General features: G+C 61.4%; 10 protein-coding genes. 3 read left to right on the top strand and 7 right to left on the bottom strand.

What is annotated here, in order from left to right:
• Positions 1-289: 289 nt before the first annotated feature.
• The 7 genes from V8J63_RS27145 to V8J63_RS27115 all read right to left on the bottom strand — a co-directional run bounded on the left by V8J63_RS27145 (position 290) and on the right by V8J63_RS27115 (position 11,282).
• Entirely contained in the window at positions 290-1,156 is an 867-nt protein-coding gene (locus tag V8J63_RS27145) for a pirin family protein (RefSeq protein ID WP_130927728.1), read from the bottom strand.
• 157 nt (positions 1,157-1,313) lie between these two features.
• A complete protein-coding gene (locus tag V8J63_RS27140; RefSeq protein ID WP_336464935.1) occupies positions 1,314-4,520 on the bottom strand; it encodes an ATP-binding protein in 3,207 nt (1,068 codons plus the stop codon).
• A gap of 10 nt (positions 4,521-4,530) precedes the next feature.
• Positions 4,531-5,163 carry a response regulator transcription factor gene (locus V8J63_RS27135; RefSeq protein WP_024012369.1) on the bottom strand — a complete coding sequence of 211 codons (633 nt, stop codon included), beginning with the start codon at positions 5,161-5,163 and terminating at the stop codon, positions 4,531-4,533.
• A 125-nt stretch (positions 5,164-5,288) separates the two neighbouring features.
• Positions 5,289-5,723, bottom strand: coding sequence for a chemotaxis protein CheY (locus V8J63_RS27130; protein WP_125927211.1), 435 nt, complete (start codon positions 5,721-5,723; stop codon positions 5,289-5,291).
• Positions 5,724-5,953: 230 nt separating this feature from the next.
• Positions 5,954-8,653, bottom strand: a complete 2,700-nt coding sequence (gene mgtA, locus V8J63_RS27125) for a magnesium-translocating P-type ATPase (RefSeq protein WP_336464934.1) — start codon at positions 8,651-8,653, stop codon at positions 5,954-5,956.
• A gap of 675 nt (positions 8,654-9,328) precedes the next feature.
• On the bottom strand, positions 9,329-10,666 hold the full coding sequence (locus V8J63_RS27120) for a lysine N(6)-hydroxylase/L-ornithine N(5)-oxygenase family protein (protein WP_024012366.1): 1,338 nt from the start codon (positions 10,664-10,666) through the stop codon (positions 9,329-9,331).
• Between the two features lie 133 nt (positions 10,667-10,799).
• Complete coding sequence (locus V8J63_RS27115) at positions 10,800-11,282, bottom strand: sigma-70 family RNA polymerase sigma factor (protein ID WP_016773904.1); 483 nt, start codon at positions 11,280-11,282, stop codon at positions 10,800-10,802.
• Between the two features lie 279 nt (positions 11,283-11,561).
• Here V8J63_RS27115 and V8J63_RS27110 point away from each other — a divergent pair, with 279 nt between their 5' ends.
• From V8J63_RS27110 to V8J63_RS27100, 3 genes are read left to right on the top strand one after another with little or no spacing between them, the layout of a single operon-like run.
• A complete protein-coding gene (locus tag V8J63_RS27110) occupies positions 11,562-12,725 on the top strand; it encodes an efflux RND transporter periplasmic adaptor subunit (RefSeq protein ID WP_136493951.1) in 1,164 nt (387 codons plus the stop codon).
• Positions 12,726-14,696, top strand: a complete 1,971-nt coding sequence (locus V8J63_RS27105; RefSeq protein WP_336464933.1) for a MacB family efflux pump subunit — start codon at positions 12,726-12,728, stop codon at positions 14,694-14,696.
• A gap of 7 nt (positions 14,697-14,703) precedes the next feature.
• Positions 14,704-16,098, top strand: coding sequence for an efflux transporter outer membrane subunit (locus V8J63_RS27100; protein ID WP_336464932.1), 1,395 nt, complete (start codon positions 14,704-14,706; stop codon positions 16,096-16,098).
• The last annotated feature ends 1,377 nt before the right edge of the window (positions 16,099-17,475 follow it).

The raw sequence follows: 17,475 nt of genomic DNA, 5'->3' as shown, positions 1-17,475 counted from the left end.
CAGAAACACATCTTCGTATGTCGCACCAGCGAGCTTAGATCTCATTCATGCTGGTGTGTGGGGAACATACAAGGAGCTGACGAAGGCTGCGATCTTGAGGCTGTGGGACGCGGAGCGTCCCCGGCTGCATTCCCACGCAGAGCGTGGGAACGATCAGACGCTGAACAACCTGTGGGAGCGAGCCTGCTCGCGAAGGCGTCATGTCAGTCACTACTTCTTCGACCGAATCAGAGCATTCGCGAGCAGGCTCGCTCCCACAGGTGGTTTCGGTTAGCCGTAAAGCCCGGTGTCAGGCGTGCATCTGGCCAAAGCGCCCGGACTGGAAGTCGGCAAAGGCCTGGTGGATTTCCTGCTCGGTGTTCATCACGAACGGGCCATGGCCGACGATCGGTTCGTCGATCGGCTCGCCACTGAGCAGCAATACCACCGCGTCTTCGCTGGCCTGGAGGGTGAGTCGATCACCGTCGCGTTCGAACAGCGCCAACTGCCCTACCCCAACCGATTCCGCGCCGTTGACCTGCACCGAACCCTTCAACACCACCAGCGCGGTATTACGTCCTTCGTGCAGATCAAGCGTCAGCATCTTGCCGGCATTGAGGCGCAGATCCCACACGTCGATTGGCGTAAAAGTCCGTGACGGTCCGGTGTGCCCATCGAATTCGCCGGCGATCAGACGCAGGCTGCCGGCGTTGTCCTTGAGCGCGATGCTGGGAATGTCGCGGTCGAGAATGGTCTGGTAACCCGGCGCGGCCATTTTGTCCTTGGCCGGCAGGTTGACCCACAACTGGACCATTTCAAGCTTGCCGCCGGTTCTGGCGAAGTTCTCCGAATGAAACTCTTCATGGAGGATGCCGGACGCTGCGGTCATCCACTGCACATCACCCGGGCCGATGGTGCCGCCACTGCCGGTGGAATCGCGGTGCTGCACTTCGCCGTCGTAAACGATGGTCACGGTTTCGAAACCACGGTGCGGGTGCTGGCCGACGCCACGCTGTTCAGTGGTCGGGGTGAATTCGGCAGGACCGGCGTGATCGAGCAGCAGAAACGGGCTGATGTGCTTGCCCAGGTTGTCGTAGGAAAACAGCGTGCGCACCGGGAAACCATCGCCGACCCAATGACCGCGCGGGCTGGTGTAAATGCCGATGATGTTTTTCATGGGGTCTCCAATGGGTGAATGCATTGAATTAAGCCTAAAGGCATATCGAATATTCGACTAGAGGGTGGAAATCGGCTTGAGTGTTCCATATGCAGAACAATTGAGCAGCGGCGCGCATTTCGCGAGCAGGCTCGCTCCCACAGGAGTCTGCATTGGTTCAGAGGCACCGTGCGAGGCCGTGCATGGCTTCGCGCAACCTGTCGATGGCGCGGTCGATAAACGCGTTTTCACCGTCTCGGCACGCCGTGTCCAGATCTACGCACGCCGCAACAACCCGCGCAGCGCCGACCATTTGCGCGCCGCCCCTGATTCGATGGGCCAGCTCACGCAGGCCGTTGCGGTCGCCCACGTGGGTCTGATCCAAAGCCTGCAGATCGTCGCGCAAGCTATTGCCGACTTCCTTGCGCAAACGCTCGATCAACGAGTGATCGGCACCGGCCATCTGCTCCAGGGCACTCAGATCAATCTCGACGGGCTCAGCACTTGGCGGTTCATCTTCGTGGCGCTCGCAACGATGAGCGCCTTTCAGGGCTTCAGCCAGATCATGCAAGCGAATCGGTTTGAACAGGCAGCCATCCATGCCGGCATCCAGACAGCGCAGGCGCTCTTCGACCTGCGCATTGGCCGTAAAACCGAGGATAAGACAGGGCCTGCGGCCGCTGGCGGCCTCTTCATCGCGAATGGTGCGCGCCAGCTCATAGCCATTGCGTCGCGGCATGTTGCAGTCGGTAATCACCACATCGAAGGCCTGGGTTCGCCAGCGGTCCAGCCCCTGTACGCCATCGCCTACATCTACCGTGCGATGCCCGAGTTCGCTCAATTGCCAGCACATCAGCAAGCGGTTGACCGGGTGATCGTCCACCACCAACACGCTTAATACACAGGTAGCGGCTGCCGCCTCGGGCGTTGCCAGTGTGGTCGTCACAGCTGTCAACAGCGGCAAGGACAGATTCATTTCCACTCGCGTGCCTTGCCCGAGATCACTATCGAGACCCAGCGTGCCGCCCATCATTTCGCAGAGGTTACGGCTGATCACCAGCCCCAGGCCGGAACCGCTGCGCGCCGCTTGAAGGCTATTGCTCGCTTGAACGAACGGGCTGAACAGGCGCTTTTGATCTTCGTCGCTGATGCCGATGCCGTTGTCTTCGATGCTCAGCAGCAAGTCCACTTCAGCGTCGGTCATGGCGATGACCTGCAAGCGCAAACTCACCTCGCCCACCTCAGTGAATTTGATCGCATTGCTCAACAGGTTCGACAGCACCTGTTTGAAGCGCGTCGGATCAATCAGCACATCCACGTCGGCGCGCGGATCAAGTTCGATGCGCCACAAGAGCCGTTTCTGCCGCGCCAGCCCTTCGAAAACCCGACACACCGATAACACCGTCTCGCGAAAATTGGCCCGTTCTGGCGAAAGGGACAAATGCCCCGACTCGATACGAGCGATGTCGAGAATGTCGCCAATCAACGCCAATAATTGCTGGCCGGCATTCGACGCCACCTGAATTGCCAGTCGATCAGTCACGCCCTCCTCTGCGCGCTTGAGGGCCAGTTCGAGCATGCCGATCAAGGCGTTCATCGGTGTGCGGATCTCGTGGCTCATGGTTGCCAGGAAAGTGCTTTTGGCCCGATTGGCCTCATCCGCTGCGTCCTTGGCCTGTTGCAGTTGCAACAACCATTGCTGGCGCTGATGGATCTGCCGACGCTGCCAGCCGATCCAGATCAGGGCCAGCAGCAGCAAGCCTGCGGCGCCGGCAAAACCAAGCAGAATCTCGCGGCGATGGCGCGACCAATAGCTGTCCTCCACCACCACATCGTGGCTCCAGCGCTCGACCAGTTCATCCATTTGCTGCGGCGCGATGCCCAGCAACGCCTTGTTCAGGATCGAGTGCAGCAGCGCCGACTGCGGCGCCGTGGCCAAAGCGATGCGCGCCGGCTGATCGCCGACGGTGCCGGTAATACGCAGGCGGTCGCGGTATTGGCGGGCGATCAGAAAACGCGCCACCAGCAACGAGCTCACCGTCACGTCGACCTGTCCACGGGCAATCAGCGCCATGCCTTCGGCGGGGCTTTTGACTTCGACCAGACGCAGGCCGGGAACCCGTTGCAGCAAATAATCGCGCAACGGATGTCCTCGATAGATCGCCAGGCGTTTGCCCGCCAGTTCGTCGAGCGGCAATGGATGTGGTCCGTTCGCCGCGCTGACCAGCACGAACGGATTGTTCAGATAGGCGCGGGTGAATTGCAGCTGCGCTTCCCGCTCGGTGCTCGGCGTCACCACCGGCAGAACATCGAGTGCGCCGGCCTGAAGTTGTTCGAACTGGTCGTTCAGCGAGGTGCCACGCACGATCTCGAAATTCAGCCCGCTGCGCTGTGCAATCAGGCTCAGCAACTGCGCTGCCAGGCCGTTGAAGCGTCCGTCGGCAACGAAAAACGCCAACGGCGCGAAGTCTTCGACAGCGCCGACCCGCACCACCGGGTGCTGATCCAGCCACTGCTGCTCGGCGGCGCTGAGCTGTACCCGCGACTGTTCGGCCATCTCGGCGAGGCCGACGCTCCAGCGCTGTTCGATCAGATGGCGACGCTCCATGGGCACGGCCAGCAAGGCCTTGTCGACGATGCGTTTGAGGACCACATCGCTGCGCAACAACGCAAAGGCGAACGGATTGGCATCAAGCCCCGACGGCCCGGCCAGTTGCAGGTCGTTGCGATAATTGGTGTTGATCAGGTAGTTGGCGCTGATGAAGTCGCCCAGGTACACGTCGTCGGCACCGAAGGCGACCGCGCCGAGTGCATCCATGGCCGAAGCATAAAGCTGCACGTGGGCGCCGGGGTAGAAAGCCTGAACATGGGCCAGTGGCAGGTAATCCTCGACCATGGCGATGCGTTTGCCTGCAAGGTCAGCAGGCAGTTTCTCGTCATGACGCGTCACCAGCATTGGCTGATCTTCAGCATACGGCCGCGACAGAACAAAGGCCGGATCCGCCGCTTCGAAACTGTTCGAGGTGCCCAGGAGTTCGACGTCAGCGCGCTTGAGTGCGGCCATCAGTGCGGGACGATCGGCGAAACGCCGCACTTCGATCCTGATGCCGAGCAGTTGTGCCAGCAGATCGGCGTAATCGGCGGTCAGCCCTTCCAGTTCATGCTGTTGGCGGGTGATCTCAAAGGGCGGGTAATCCGGGCCGGAGATGCCCATGCGCAAGACTGGATGCTCACGCAGCCACTGGCGCTCCCGATCATCGAGGCGCACCTGGATACCCCCCGGTTCGAGGCGCGCCAGCACCTCCAGCGTCTGCGGCTGGTCATTCGCCCCGACCGAGGCAACAAGCCCCAGCCACAGCAATAAAACCCGCAGTCCCTGCGTCATGTCGGGGTACTCAGATCAAGTGATTGCGCTTGGCGAACTCACGCAGAAGCACCAGCGAACCCAGGCCAAGTTTCGCCATCATGCGGGTCTTGTAGGTGCTGACGGTTTTGTGACTCAGGTGCATTTCCAAAGCGATGGCCTTGTTCGGTTTGCCCAGCGCCAGATTCACGAAAATGCATAACTCTCGATCGGACAGCTGCGCGATCAGCTCCTTTTCCGTGCGTTGCACGGCGTTGTACAGACCGCTGGTATTGGGCAATGCGGAGAAATAAGTGTGGCCGGACATCAATGCCTTGATGGCTTCGTGCAGCAGAGTCAGTTGATTGCTCTTGGTCACGTAGCCCCGTGCGCCGGCGCGCAGACAGCGCTCCTGGTAATGCGTGGGCTCATGCATGCTGAACACCAGCACCCGGCAACGCGCCGTCGGCGCCTTGATCTGGATTCGCGTCAGCACTTCCAGACCGTCCATCGATCCCAGCCCCAGATCGAGCACAACCAGGTGCGGATCATGCGCGCAGATCAACGGCACGACTTCATTGCCATTGGACGCTTCATGAATCCGGGTGAAGCCTTGTGCCTGTAGAACGATCCGAATGGCCGCGCGCACGACTGGATGATCATCGACGATCAGCGCTGACTTCATTGGGACTCCTGCAAAATCGAAGACACCGCAACAGTCTGTCCCGGAGTCGGTGGCTGCGCCGGCACTGTTACATGGATGGGCAAGAGAATCACCTGTCAGGTCTGACAGTTGTGCAGAGTGGTTTTTTATGCATTGGCATGGCGCAACGACGCATAAGAGTCGGGCGCTGCCTGCAATTCGTCGCGAGCTTCGACTCTCGCCATCAACTGCCCGATAAGTTTTGAATTGGGCAATGGCGTCGGGCTGATCTGCGCGTTTTCCTGAGCAAACCCGGCAGCCGCCTGCAAAGGTGCCGACGGTTCGTTGTAGATCAGAGCATGGCGAACCTGTGGGTTATCGAGCAGAAAGCCCAGCAGATCGAGAGAGCCTGCCGCCAGTTCGGCATTGATCACCAGCACATCGAACGGCTCGCAGCCATAGTCGACCAGGGTCAACAGTTCGCCGAGAGTCTGCACCGGGGCGACGCGGTAGTAGCCGAGCGCGTTGAACAGGCGCTCGATTTTCATGCGATGAAAATGCTGCGGGTCGGCGATCAGGATGCGCAACGCTTTGTTGCTCATGGTCATTCTCCCGGTGAGGTTTGGGGAGGGCAAGACTACGCAAGCGTCGGGGATAGCTCTGTAGGACTTTTCCTAAAAATTTGGTCATTCATCCGGCGGCCCTGACGCACCAATATCCCCTGCGGGAGCGAGCCTGCTCGCGAAGGCGGTATACCTGTCAGAAATTTATTGACTGACACGGCGCCTTCGCGAGCAGGCTCGCTCCCACAGGGGAGAGCATTCCATGGCGGTTATTGCCAGCCAAACCGGCGGATGTAGAAGCCTTTAACGGCTTGGGTCAGCGCCATGTACGCCAGCAGAATCACCGGCAGAAACACGAAATACAGCGACGGCAGCGCCTGCAATTTGAAGTAATGCGCCAGCGGCCCCATCGGCAGGAAGATGCCGACCGCCATGATGACCCCGGTCATCACCATCAGCGGCATGGCGGCGCGGCTTTGCAGGAACGGGATCTTCGGCGTGCGGATCATGTGCACGATCAGCGTCTGGGTCAGCAACCCGACCACGAACCAGCCGGACTGGAACAGCGTCTGGTGATCCGGGGTATTGGCGTCGAACACGTACCACATCAAGGCGAACGTCGTGATATCGAAGATCGAACTGATCGGGCCGAAGAACAGCATGAAGCGCCCGACGTCAGCCGGCTGCCAGCGCTGCGGCTGTTTCAGCATCTCGTCGTCGACGTTATCGAACGGAATGGCGATCTGCGAAATATCGTAGAGCAGGTTCTGCACCAGCAGGTGCATCGGCAGCATCGGCAGGAACGGGATGAACGCGCTGGCGACCAGCACCGAGAACACATTGCCGAAGTTGGAACTGGCAGTCATCTTGATGTACTTGAGCATGTTGGCGAAGGTGCGCCGCCCTTCGAGCACGCCCTCCTCCAGCACCATCAGGCTTTTTTCCAACAGGATGATGTCCGCCGCTTCCTTGGCGATGTCCACCGCGCTGTCCACGGAAATGCCGATGTCGGCGCTGCGCAGCGCCGGCGCGTCGTTGATACCGTCGCCCATAAACCCGACCACATGGCCGTTGCCCTTGAGAATGCCGACGATGCGCTCTTTGTGCGCCGGCGTGAGCCTGGCGAAGACGTTGGTCGTCTCGACCGCCACGGCCAGGTCAGCATCACTCATACGCTCAATGTCATTGCCCAGCAGCAAACCCTGTTGGGCGAGGCCGACCTCACGGCAGATTTTCGCCGTCACCAGTTCGTTGTCACCGGTCAGCACCTTCACCGCCACGCCATGCTCGGCCAAGGCCTTGAGCGCTGGCGCGGTGCTTTCCTTCGGTGGATCGAGGAACGCCACGTAACCGATCAGTGTCAGTTCCTGCTCATCGGCCAGGCTGTAAATTTCGCGACCTGCTGGCATTGAGCGAGCCGCGACCGCCACCACGCGCAGACCTTCAGCGTTGAAGGCGCCGGTGACTTGGCGAATCCGCGCCAGCAATTCATCGCTCAAAGCCTCATCAACTTCGCCGTGACGCACCCGGCTGCACACCGCCAGCACTTCTTCCACCGCGCCTTTGCAGATCAGCTGATGTGGCTGACTGCGGCCCTCCACCACCACCGACATCCGTCGGCGATTGAAGTCGAACGGGATCTCATCGACCTTGCGAAACATGCTGCCGACTTTCAGTTCGCGATGGACTTCCACGTGTTCGAGCACAGCGACATCCAGCAGATTTTTCAGGCCGGTCTGGTAGTAGCTGTTGAGGTAGGCCAGTTCCAGCACAGCGTCAGAATCCTCACCCCAGACGTCGACATTACGCGCCAGAAATATCTTGTCCTGAGTCAGGGTGCCGGTCTTGTCGGTGCACAGCACGTCCATGGCGCCGAAGTTCTGAATCGCGTCGAGGCGTTTGACGATGACTTTTTTGCGCGACAGGAACACGGCGCCTTTGGCCAGGGTCGAGGTGACGATCATCGGCAGCATTTCCGGAGTCAGGCCGACGGCAATCGACAGCGCGAAGAGCAGCGCTTCTGTCCAGTCGCCCTTGGTGAAACCATTGATGAACAGCACCAGTGGCGCCATGACGAACATAAAGCGGATCAGCAGCCAGCTGACCTTGTTGACGCCCTGCTGAAACGAGGTCACCGCCCGGTCCGTCGCGCCGACCCTTTGCGCCAGCGCACCGAAGTAGGTGCTGTTGCCGGTGGTGAGAATCAGCGCAATCGCGCTGCCGGAGACAACGTTGGTGCCCATGAACAAAATGTTGTCCAGCTCCAGCGGATTGCGCGTGTCACGATCGGTCTGCCAGGTGAATTTCTCCACCGGCATCGATTCACCGGTCATCGCTGCCTGGCTGACGAACAGGTCCTTGGCGCTGAGCACGCGGCAATCGGCGGGAATCATGTCGCCGGCCGAGAGCACGATGAGATCGCCGGGTACCAGTTGCTTGATCGGCAGCTCCCGGCGTGGGCCATCGCGGCGCAGCACCGTGGCGGTGTTGCTGACCATGGCTTTGAGCGCATCGGCGGCCTGATTGGATTTGCTCTCTTGCCAGAAGCGCAGCAGCGTCGACAGCACCACCATGGAGAAAATCACCACGGCCGCCTTGAGGTCTTCGGTCAGCCAGGAGATCACCGCGAGCAAGGTCAGCAGCAGGTTGAACGGATTTTTGTAGCAGTGCCACAGATGAGTCCACCACGGCAGCGGCTGCTCGTGTTCGACCTCGTTGAGGCCATGTTGCGCGCGCAGAGTATCGGCCTCGACCTCGGTGAGCCCCTCGCCGTGCGTGCCCAGCGATGACAGCAACGCAGCGCTGTCTTCATGGGCGGCAGCGACTAGCGTACTGGCCAGCGTCGGCGGCACTTCACGGCTGACCGTGGTGTCATTGATCGAATCCAGCAGCGCCAGACGACGGAAGTGCCGGGCGATGTGGCGGCTGCGCAGAAAGCCTGCGAAAAATTCCTTGAGCGTAAGTTTCATGGCTGTGTCCCCTGTGGTCAGCCGGGAAACCGTCGAGCAGGTACCGCCGCGCCCTGGCACCGGGACAACCGGCACGGCAAGGCGTGGCGCGCCGGTCGGGTATGACAGGCGTGTCGATAGGCTGCGATGACGACTGAGGTCGCCATTACGCCTGTTTCAGCGTCGATGAGAAGGACGTCGAGACACGATCCGGAACGGGTCGTGCACGGGATGCCGCTGCTCGCTGTTACGGCGAGACAACGGCAGGGAAAGGCTGCGCGTTATCTTGCCGAGAATCTGCCGGTGATCGAGACCGGCCGACAACTGTCACTCGAACAAGTACCCACTGTGGGTCTCCGCAATTGATGAAAACGCGCGCAGCTTACGCCCGCAGCGAAACGGCTGGAAGAGGTGTTTTCGGGGAATGTGGGGGGTGTTCAGGAAGGGTTCAGAATTTCCCCGCGATCGTTCCTGCGCTCAGCGTAGGAACGCCTCATCGGACGCTCCGCGTTCGGCTTCTGAAAGGGACGCGGAGCGTCCCGGGCTGCATTCCCACGCAAAGCGTGGGAACGATCATATGTGGGGCTTTTCATGGCCCCTTCGCGAGCAGGCTCGCTCCCAGATTTTGCCCTGCGTTCACAGAACCATTGTGGGAGCGAGCCTGCTCGCGAAAGCGGTATGTCAGGCAATGCAGATTCAGCTGGCAGTCGCCAACAACAACTCCGCCACCGAGCGGCTGTGCCCGCGCTGTTTGCCATGCTCGTACAGCGAGCCGGCGATTTCGTCGGCGCGAATCGGCAGCACCGACAGCAGCGTATCGCTCAGGCCATGGCTGGCCTGGCAGAAGCCCTGCATATAAATGCCGGCCTTGCAGCGCTCGTCGGTGATCAGTTTGTAGTTGCGATCGACCTCGAACTCACCGAGGTATTCCTCCAGCGGCGCGAGCAACTTGCGGTGCATCTGCCGCTCGTAACCGGTGGCCAGCACCACGGCGTCATAGATTCGCACCGTGACTTCGCCGGTGGCGTTGTTGCGCACGGCCAGTTCGATGCCGTTTGCCGTGGCAGTGGCGCTCTCGACGGTGGTCAGGGTGCGGAACGCATGGCGGGCAATCCCGGAAACCTTCTGCCGGTAGAAGATGCCGTAGATGCGTTCGATCAGGTCGATGTCGACCACCGAATAGTTGGTGTTGTGGTACTCGTTGACCAGACGCTCGCGCTCGACGCTGTTCTGCTGGAACACCAGATCGGTGAACTCCGGCGAGAACACTTCGTTGACGAACGGGCTATCATCCGCAGGCTTCAACGCCGAACCACGCAGGATCATGTCGACCTGCACCGACGGGAACGAATCATTCAGGTCGATAAAGGCTTCCGCCGCGCTCTGCCCGCCGCCGATGATGGCGATGCTCATCGGTTGGTTGTTCACGCACGGCTGCCTGGCCATTTGCGACAGGTATTGCGAATGGTGGAATACCCGGTGATCGCCCTTCAATGCTTTGAACGCCTCCGGAATGCGCGGTGTGCCGCCAGCGCTGACCACCACCGAACGCGTGGTACGCACGAATTGCTGGCCGTCGCTGCCCCGGGAAATCACCCGCAAGGCTTCGACCTGCTGGTTGTGCAACACCGGTTCGATGAACTGCACTTCTTCGCCATAACGGCTCTGCGCGGTGAACTGCCCGGCCACCCAGCGCAGGTAGTCGTTGTACTCCATGCGGCATGGATAAAAGGTGCCGAGGTTGATGAAGTCGACCAGACGCCCGTGGTGCTTGAGGTAGTTGACGAACGAGTAAGGGCTGGTCGGATTGCGCAGGGTCACCAGGTCCTTGAGGAAGGAAATCTGCAACTCGCTCTGCGTCGACAAGGTGTTGCCGTGCCAGCTGTAAGTGGCCTGCTTGTCGAGGAACAGCACATCCAGTTCGCCCTGGGTCACGCCGCGTTCCTGCAGAGCGATGGCCAGTGCCAGGTTCGAAGGGCCGAAACCGACGCCGATCAGGTCGTGAACGATGGGCGATGCAATTGCCTGTGTCATTTCCAGTGTCCTCTGGATGAACCCCTCAACGCGGGGAAATAAAGCCTGGGTGGCCTGACCGGCCTGAATCAGGTCAGCAGGTCGTCTGTTGAGTAGGAACGAGGACGATGAAAGGAAATTTAACCGGCGCGGCTCACTGGCCATCCCATTGCTGGATGCGCAAGCGGCAATGCTTCATGGCGTTGACAATGTGTTTTTCCACCAGCGCCCGGGAGATGCCGAGGGTCTGAGCGATTTCCGGATGGGACATTCCTTCGATCTTGCGCAGCAGAAAACTGTCGCGGCACAGCGGCGGCAACTCGGCGAGTGCGCGCTGGAGCATTTCCAGACGCTGGCCGTGATCGAGGGTGCCATGGGGGGACGGGGTGAAATAGCGCTCTTCGTTGTCGAGCACGTCCAGCGATTCGACCTGGCGCAGCGCGTTGCGGCGGTGATCGTCGATAACCAGGTTCAGCGCGGTGCGATAAAGGAAGGCCCGTGGTTGTTCGATCGGCACCTCGCTGGAGCGCTCCAGCACCCGTACATAGGCGTCATGCACCACATCCTCGGCGACCTGACGGTTGCCCAGTCTGGCGTTGAGGAAACACACCAGCTCACGATAGTAGTTTTCCAACATGACTCCCGACCGCATCGATGCCGTTTCTGTCCTTGAGCGCACTGATCAGACCTGCGAATCACGCAGTAGCAAGATAGTGGCAACTTGAGGTGCGTAATTTATAGTAATTCTCATATAGATTTAAAGAGTTGATTCCATATCCCGGACAAATAGTCGTGGCCCGGCTGCGGTAACTCGATGTGTCTGCGGCTAAATTCCGTCGCCCATGCCTCGTTTACAGGACAGCCCCTGTGTCTGTCGTGCCTTGCGACGGGCCGCAACCACTGGCCGGAACCCTGCATGAATCGTCCCCGCCCCGCCCGTCGCGCGCTGTTTGCCGCCCTCTGTCTGATTCCCGTGATCGCCGTCGCTGCCTGGCAAGTCTTGCCACCCGGTCGCGACGCCGTTGCCACTGTGCAGGTCAGCCGCGGCGATATCGAAAACAGCGTGACGGCGCTCGGCACCTTGCAGCCGCGCCGCTATGTGGATGTCGGCGCACAGGCTTCGGGGCAGATTCAGAAGATTCACGTCGAGGCCGGCGATACGGTCAAGGAAGGCCAGTTGCTGGTGGAAATCGACCCGTCGACACAGAAAGCCAAGCTCGATGCCGGGCGTTTTTCCATCGAAAACCTCAAGGCGCAGCTGCAGGAGCAACGTGCCCAGCACGATCTGGCGCAGCAGAAATACCAGCGCCAGCAGAAACTCGCCGCCGGTGGCGCCACCCGCGAGGAAGACGTGCAGACCGCGCGCGCCGAGGTTCGCGCAACCCAGGCGCGCATCGACATGTTCCAGGCGCAGATCCGTCAGGCCCAGGCCAGCCTGCGCAGTGACGAGGCGGAACTCGGTTACACGCGCATCTACGCGCCGATGAGCGGCACCGTGGTCGCCGTCGGTGCGCGCGAAGGCCAGACCCTCAACGCGCAACAACAGACCCCGCTGATCCTGCGCATCGCCCGACTGTCGCCGATGACCGTGTGGGCCGAGGTTTCAGAGGCCGACATCGGCCACGTCAAACCCGGCATGACCGCCTACTTCACCACCCTCAGCGGCGGCACTCGGCGCTGGAGCAGCACCGTGCGGCAGATCCTGCCGGTGCCGCCGCGTCCGCTTGAACAGAATCAGGGCGGCAGTCCAACCAGTGGTCGCAGTGGCAGCGAACGGGTGGTGCTGTACACCGTGCTGCTCGATGTCGATAACGCCGACAACAGCCTGATGACCGACATGACCGCGCAGGTGTTCTTCGTCGCCGAACAGGCGCAAGACACCCTGACCGTACCGACTGCCGCCCTGCAACCGGGCTCGCGTCCGCAGTGGCAGCGAGCGCAGATAGTCGCCGCCAACGGTGATATTCAGGCGCGCGAAGTACGCACCGGCATCAGCGATCGCCTGCGCACCCAGGTGCTCGAAGGTCTGGCCGAGGGCGAGCATGTTCTCAGCGCGCCGGCCGCTGGTCATGGAGGCTGAATGCACACGCCCCTGATCGACCTGCGGCAGATCCGCAAAGCCTACGGCGGTGATGACAGCCCGCGGGTGGAAGTGCTGCGCGGGATCGATCTGTCGATCCATGCCGGCGAGTTCGTTGCGATTGTCGGCGCCTCCGGTTCAGGCAAATCGACGCTGATGAACATTCTCGGTTGCCTCGACCGCCCCACCAGCGGCGAGTATCTGTTTGCCGGGGAAAATGTCGCGCAGCTGGACAGCGATGAACTGGCCTGGCTGCGCCGCGAAGCCTTCGGTTTTGTCTTTCAGGGCTATCACCTAATCCCGTCCGGCTCGGCGCAGGAAAACGTCGAGATGCCAGCGATCTATGCCGGCACCCCGGCCGCCGAGCGGCATGCCCGAGCTCACGCGCTGCTGGAACGTCTCGGCCTCGGCACTCGCACTGGCAATCGCCCGCATCAGCTTTCCGGCGGTCAGCAACAGCGGGTGTCGATCGCCCGTGCGCTGATGAATGGCGGCCATATCATCCTCGCCGACGAGCCGACCGGCGCCCTCGACAGCCACAGCGGCGCCGAGGTCATGACCCTGCTCGACGAACTCGCCGATCAAGGCCATGTGGTGATCCTCATCACCCACGACCGCGAAGTGGCGCAACGGGCCAAACGCATCATCGAAATCCGTGACGGCCTGATCATCAGCGACAGCGCCGAGCACGCGTGCGCGCCGCCTGCGGCCAATCCCGGGGCGTTGCAAGCGGTCGACCTGCGCCAGCGCCTGAGCAGCGGCAGCAACCAGACCGGCGCCTGGAAAGGTGAACTGCTCGACGCTGTACAAGCGGCGTGGCGGGTGATGTGGATCAACCGCTTTCGCACCGCGCTGACCCTGCTGGGCATCGTCATTGGCGTGGCCTCGGTGGTGGTCATGCTCGCCGTCGGCGAAGGCAGCAAGCGTCAGGTCATGGCGCAAATGGGTGCGTTCGGCTCGAACATCATTTACCTCAGCGGCTCGGCGCCGAACCCCCGCACGCCGGAGGGCATCATCACCCTCGACGACGTTGCCGAACTGTCCGCCCTGCCCCAGGTGGAACGGATCATGCCGGTCAACGGCTCGACCGCCGGGGTGCGCTTTGGCAACGCCGACCACAGCAGCTACGTCGGCGGCAATGACACCAACTTTCCGCAGATTTTCAACTGGCCGGTGATTCAGGGCAGCTACTTCACCCAGGCCGACGAGGACAGCGCCGCCGCCGTCGCGGTGATCGGCACCAAGGTCCGCGACAAATTGCTCAAGGATGTCGCCGACCCCATCGGTCAATACATCCTCATCGAGAACGTGCCGTTCCAGATCCTCGGCGTGCTTGCGGAAAAAGGCGCCAGCTCCGGCGACTCTGATAGCGACAACCGCATTGCCGTGCCCTATTCGGCGGCGAGCACGCGACTGTTCGGCAGCCGCAATCCGCAATACGTGGTGATTGCCGCCAAGGACGCGCGCAAGGTCAAGGACGCCGAACAGGCCATCGAACAGGCGATGTTGCGTCGGCACCACGGCAAGAAGGATTTCGAGCTGACCAACAATGCCGCGATGATCCAGGCCGAAGCGCGCACGCAAGGCACGCTGTCGCTGATGCTGGGGGCAATTGCGGCGATTTCCCTGCTGGTCGGCGGTATCGGCGTGATGAACATCATGCTCATGACCGTACGCGAACGCACCCGCGAGATCGGTATTCGCATGGCCACCGGCGCCCGTCAGCGCGACATCCTCCGTCAGTTTCTCACTGAAGCGCTGATGCTCTCGGTGGTCGGCGGAATTGCCGGAATCGGCCTGGCGCTGCTGGTTGGCGGCGTGTTGTCGCTCAGCGGCGTGGCGATTGCCTTTCAAGCGCTGGCGGTGATCGGTGCGTTCGCCTGTGCGCTGGTCACCGGTGTCATTTTCGGCTTTATGCCGGCCCGCAAAGCTGCCCGGCTTGACCCGGTCACGGCCCTTACCAGTGAATGATCGACCTATGAAAGTGCGATTGACCTTCCTCGCCGCCAGCCTGTTGCTGGCGGCCTGCAGCAGCCCAGCGCCGCGCCTGGACAGCGGCGTGCAGCCACCGAGCGCGTGGCAGTCCGCCGACACCCCCGGCGCGCTGCAGAGCAATCGGCAATGGTGGACGCAATTCGGCAGCCCCGAACTGGAGCGGCTGGTGGAACAGGCGCGGCTGGGCAGCTACGACCTCGCCGCCGCCGTGGCGCGGGTCAGACAGGCCGAGGCCAGCGCAACCATCGCCGGCGCCCCGCTGCTGCCCGAGCTCAAGGCCGGCTTGAATGCCAACCGGCAGAAACTGATCCACGGCAAGGGCTACAGCCAATTGGATGTCAGCCCGGAGAATCGCTCGCTTGACTATTACGATGCCGAGCTCAGCGCCAGTTACGAGATCGATTTCTGGGGCGGTAAGCGAGCCGCCCGCGACAGTGCCGTGCTCGGCGTACAGGCCAGCAAGTTCGACCGCGCCACCGTCGAGCTGACCTTGCTCAGCGGCGTCGCCAACAGTTACACCCAGGCCCTGGCCTTGCGTGAGCAGGCGCGCATTGCCGCACTCAATCTGAAAAATGCGCAGAATGTGCTGCATCTGGTGCAGACCCGTTTCGACGCTGGCAGCGCCACCGCGCTGCAACTGGCCCAGCAGAAAAGCCTGGTGGCCGAACAACAGCGTCGCCTGCCGCTGGTGCAACAACAGGCCCGCGAAGCACTGATCAGCCTCGCCGCCCTGCTCGGCCAACCAGTGCAAACGTTACCGTTGCCCACACAATCCTTCGCCCAATTGCACTGGCCGGACATCGCCAGCGGCGTGCCGAGCGACTTGCTCAGCCGCCGCCCGGACATTGCCAGCGCCGAGGCCAAGCTTGCGGCAGCCCAGGCTGATGTCACCGTCGCCCGCGCCGCGATGCTGCCGAAAATCACCCTGACCGCCAGCCTCGGCAGCGGCGCCGATCTGGCCGCCGATTTGCTGCGCACGACGTTCTACAACCTGTCCTCGGGGCTGACCGCGCCGATCTTCAACAACGGCCGCCTCAGCGCCGAACGCGACAAGGCCCAGGCGCGGCAGGACGAATTGCTGGAGACCTATCGCGGGGCAATCATCAACGGCTTCGCCGACGTCGAAAAAGCCCTCAGCAGCATTCGTGGCCTCGATGAACAACGGCAATGGCAAAGCGAAGAACTGAGCCAGGCACAAACCGCCTTCGACATCGCCCAGAGTCGCTACCAGGCCGGCGCCGAAGACCTGCTCACCGTCCTGCAAACCCAGCGCACGCTGTATGCGGCGCAAGACCTCAACGTGCAACTGCGCCTGTCGCGGTTGCAGGCGAGCATTGCCTTGTACAAAGCGCTGGGGGGTGGCTGGGAGGTGATCTGACAGAGATGCGTCGAATGGACTGACGCCTTCGCGAGCAGGCTCGCTCCCACAAATGAAATTCGGTCTGGACAGAAATTTTCGGCACGACCAAGGCGCCCTGTGGGAGCGAGCCTGCTCGCGAAGAGGTCCTGTCAGGCACTGATGCATCTGAATGACACACCGCATTCGCGAGCAGGCTCGCTCCCACAAATGGAATTCGGTTTGGACGGAAATCTCCGCCACGAACAAGGCCCGATGTGGGAGCGAGCTTGCTCGCGAAGAGGTCCTGTCAGGCACTGATGCATCTGAATGACACCCCCGCATTCGCGAGCAGGCTCGCTCCCACAAATGGAATTCGGTTTGGACCGAAATCTCCGCCACGAACGCTTGCTCGCGAAGGGGTCCTGTCAGGCACTGATGCATCTGAATGACACACCGCATTCGCGAGCAAGCTCACTCCCACAAATGGAATTCGGTTTGGACCGAAATCTCCGGCACGACCAAGGCCCATGTGGGAGCGAGCCTGCTCGCGAAGGGGTCCTGTCAGGCACTGATGCATCTGAATGAGACACCGCATTCGCGAGCAGGCTCGCTCCCACAAATGGAATTCGGTCTGGACCGAAATCTCCGCCACGGCCAAGGCCCCATGTGGGAGCGAGCCTGCTCGCGAAGGGGTCCTGTCAGGCACTGATGCACCTGAATGACACACCGCATTCGCGAGCAAGCTCGCTCCCACAAATGGAATTCGGTTTGGACCGAAATCTCCGCCACGAACAAGGCCCGATGTGGGAGCGAGCTTGCTCGCGAAGAGGTCCTGTCAGGCACTGATGCATCTGAATGACACACCGTATTCGCGAGCAGGCTCGCTCCCACAAATGGAATTCGGTCTGGACAGAAATCTCCGCCACGACCAAGGCCCGATGTGGGAGCGAGCCTGCTCGCGAAGGTGTCCTGTCAGGCACTGATGCATCTGGATGACACTCCGCATTCGCGAGCAGGCTCGCTCCCACAAATGGAATTCGGTTTGGACGGAAATCTCCGCCACGAACAAGGCCCGATGTGGGAGCGAGCTTGCTCGCGAAGAGGTCCTGTCAGGCACTGATGCATCTGAATGACACACCGCATTCGCGAGCAGGCTCGCTCCCACAAATGGAATTCGGTCTGGACAGAAATCTTCGGCACGAACAAGGCCCATGTGGGAGCGAGCCTGCTCGCGAAGAGGCCTTGTCAGGCACTGATGCATCTGGATGACACACCGCATTCGCGAGCAAGCTCGCTCCCACAAATGGAATTCGGATTGGACCGAAATCTCCGGCACGATCAAGGCCCGATGTGGGAGCGAGCTTGCTCGCGAAGAGGTCCTGTCAGGCACTGATGCATCTGAATGACACACCGTAT

Source organism: Pseudomonas sp. CCNWLW23, assembly GCF_037095675.1.
Classification (GTDB): Bacteria; Pseudomonadota; Gammaproteobacteria; order Pseudomonadales; family Pseudomonadaceae; genus Aquipseudomonas; species Aquipseudomonas atacamensis.
Note: the sequence above shows the minus strand (reverse complement) of the source record. Positions and strands in the feature narration are given on the sequence as shown.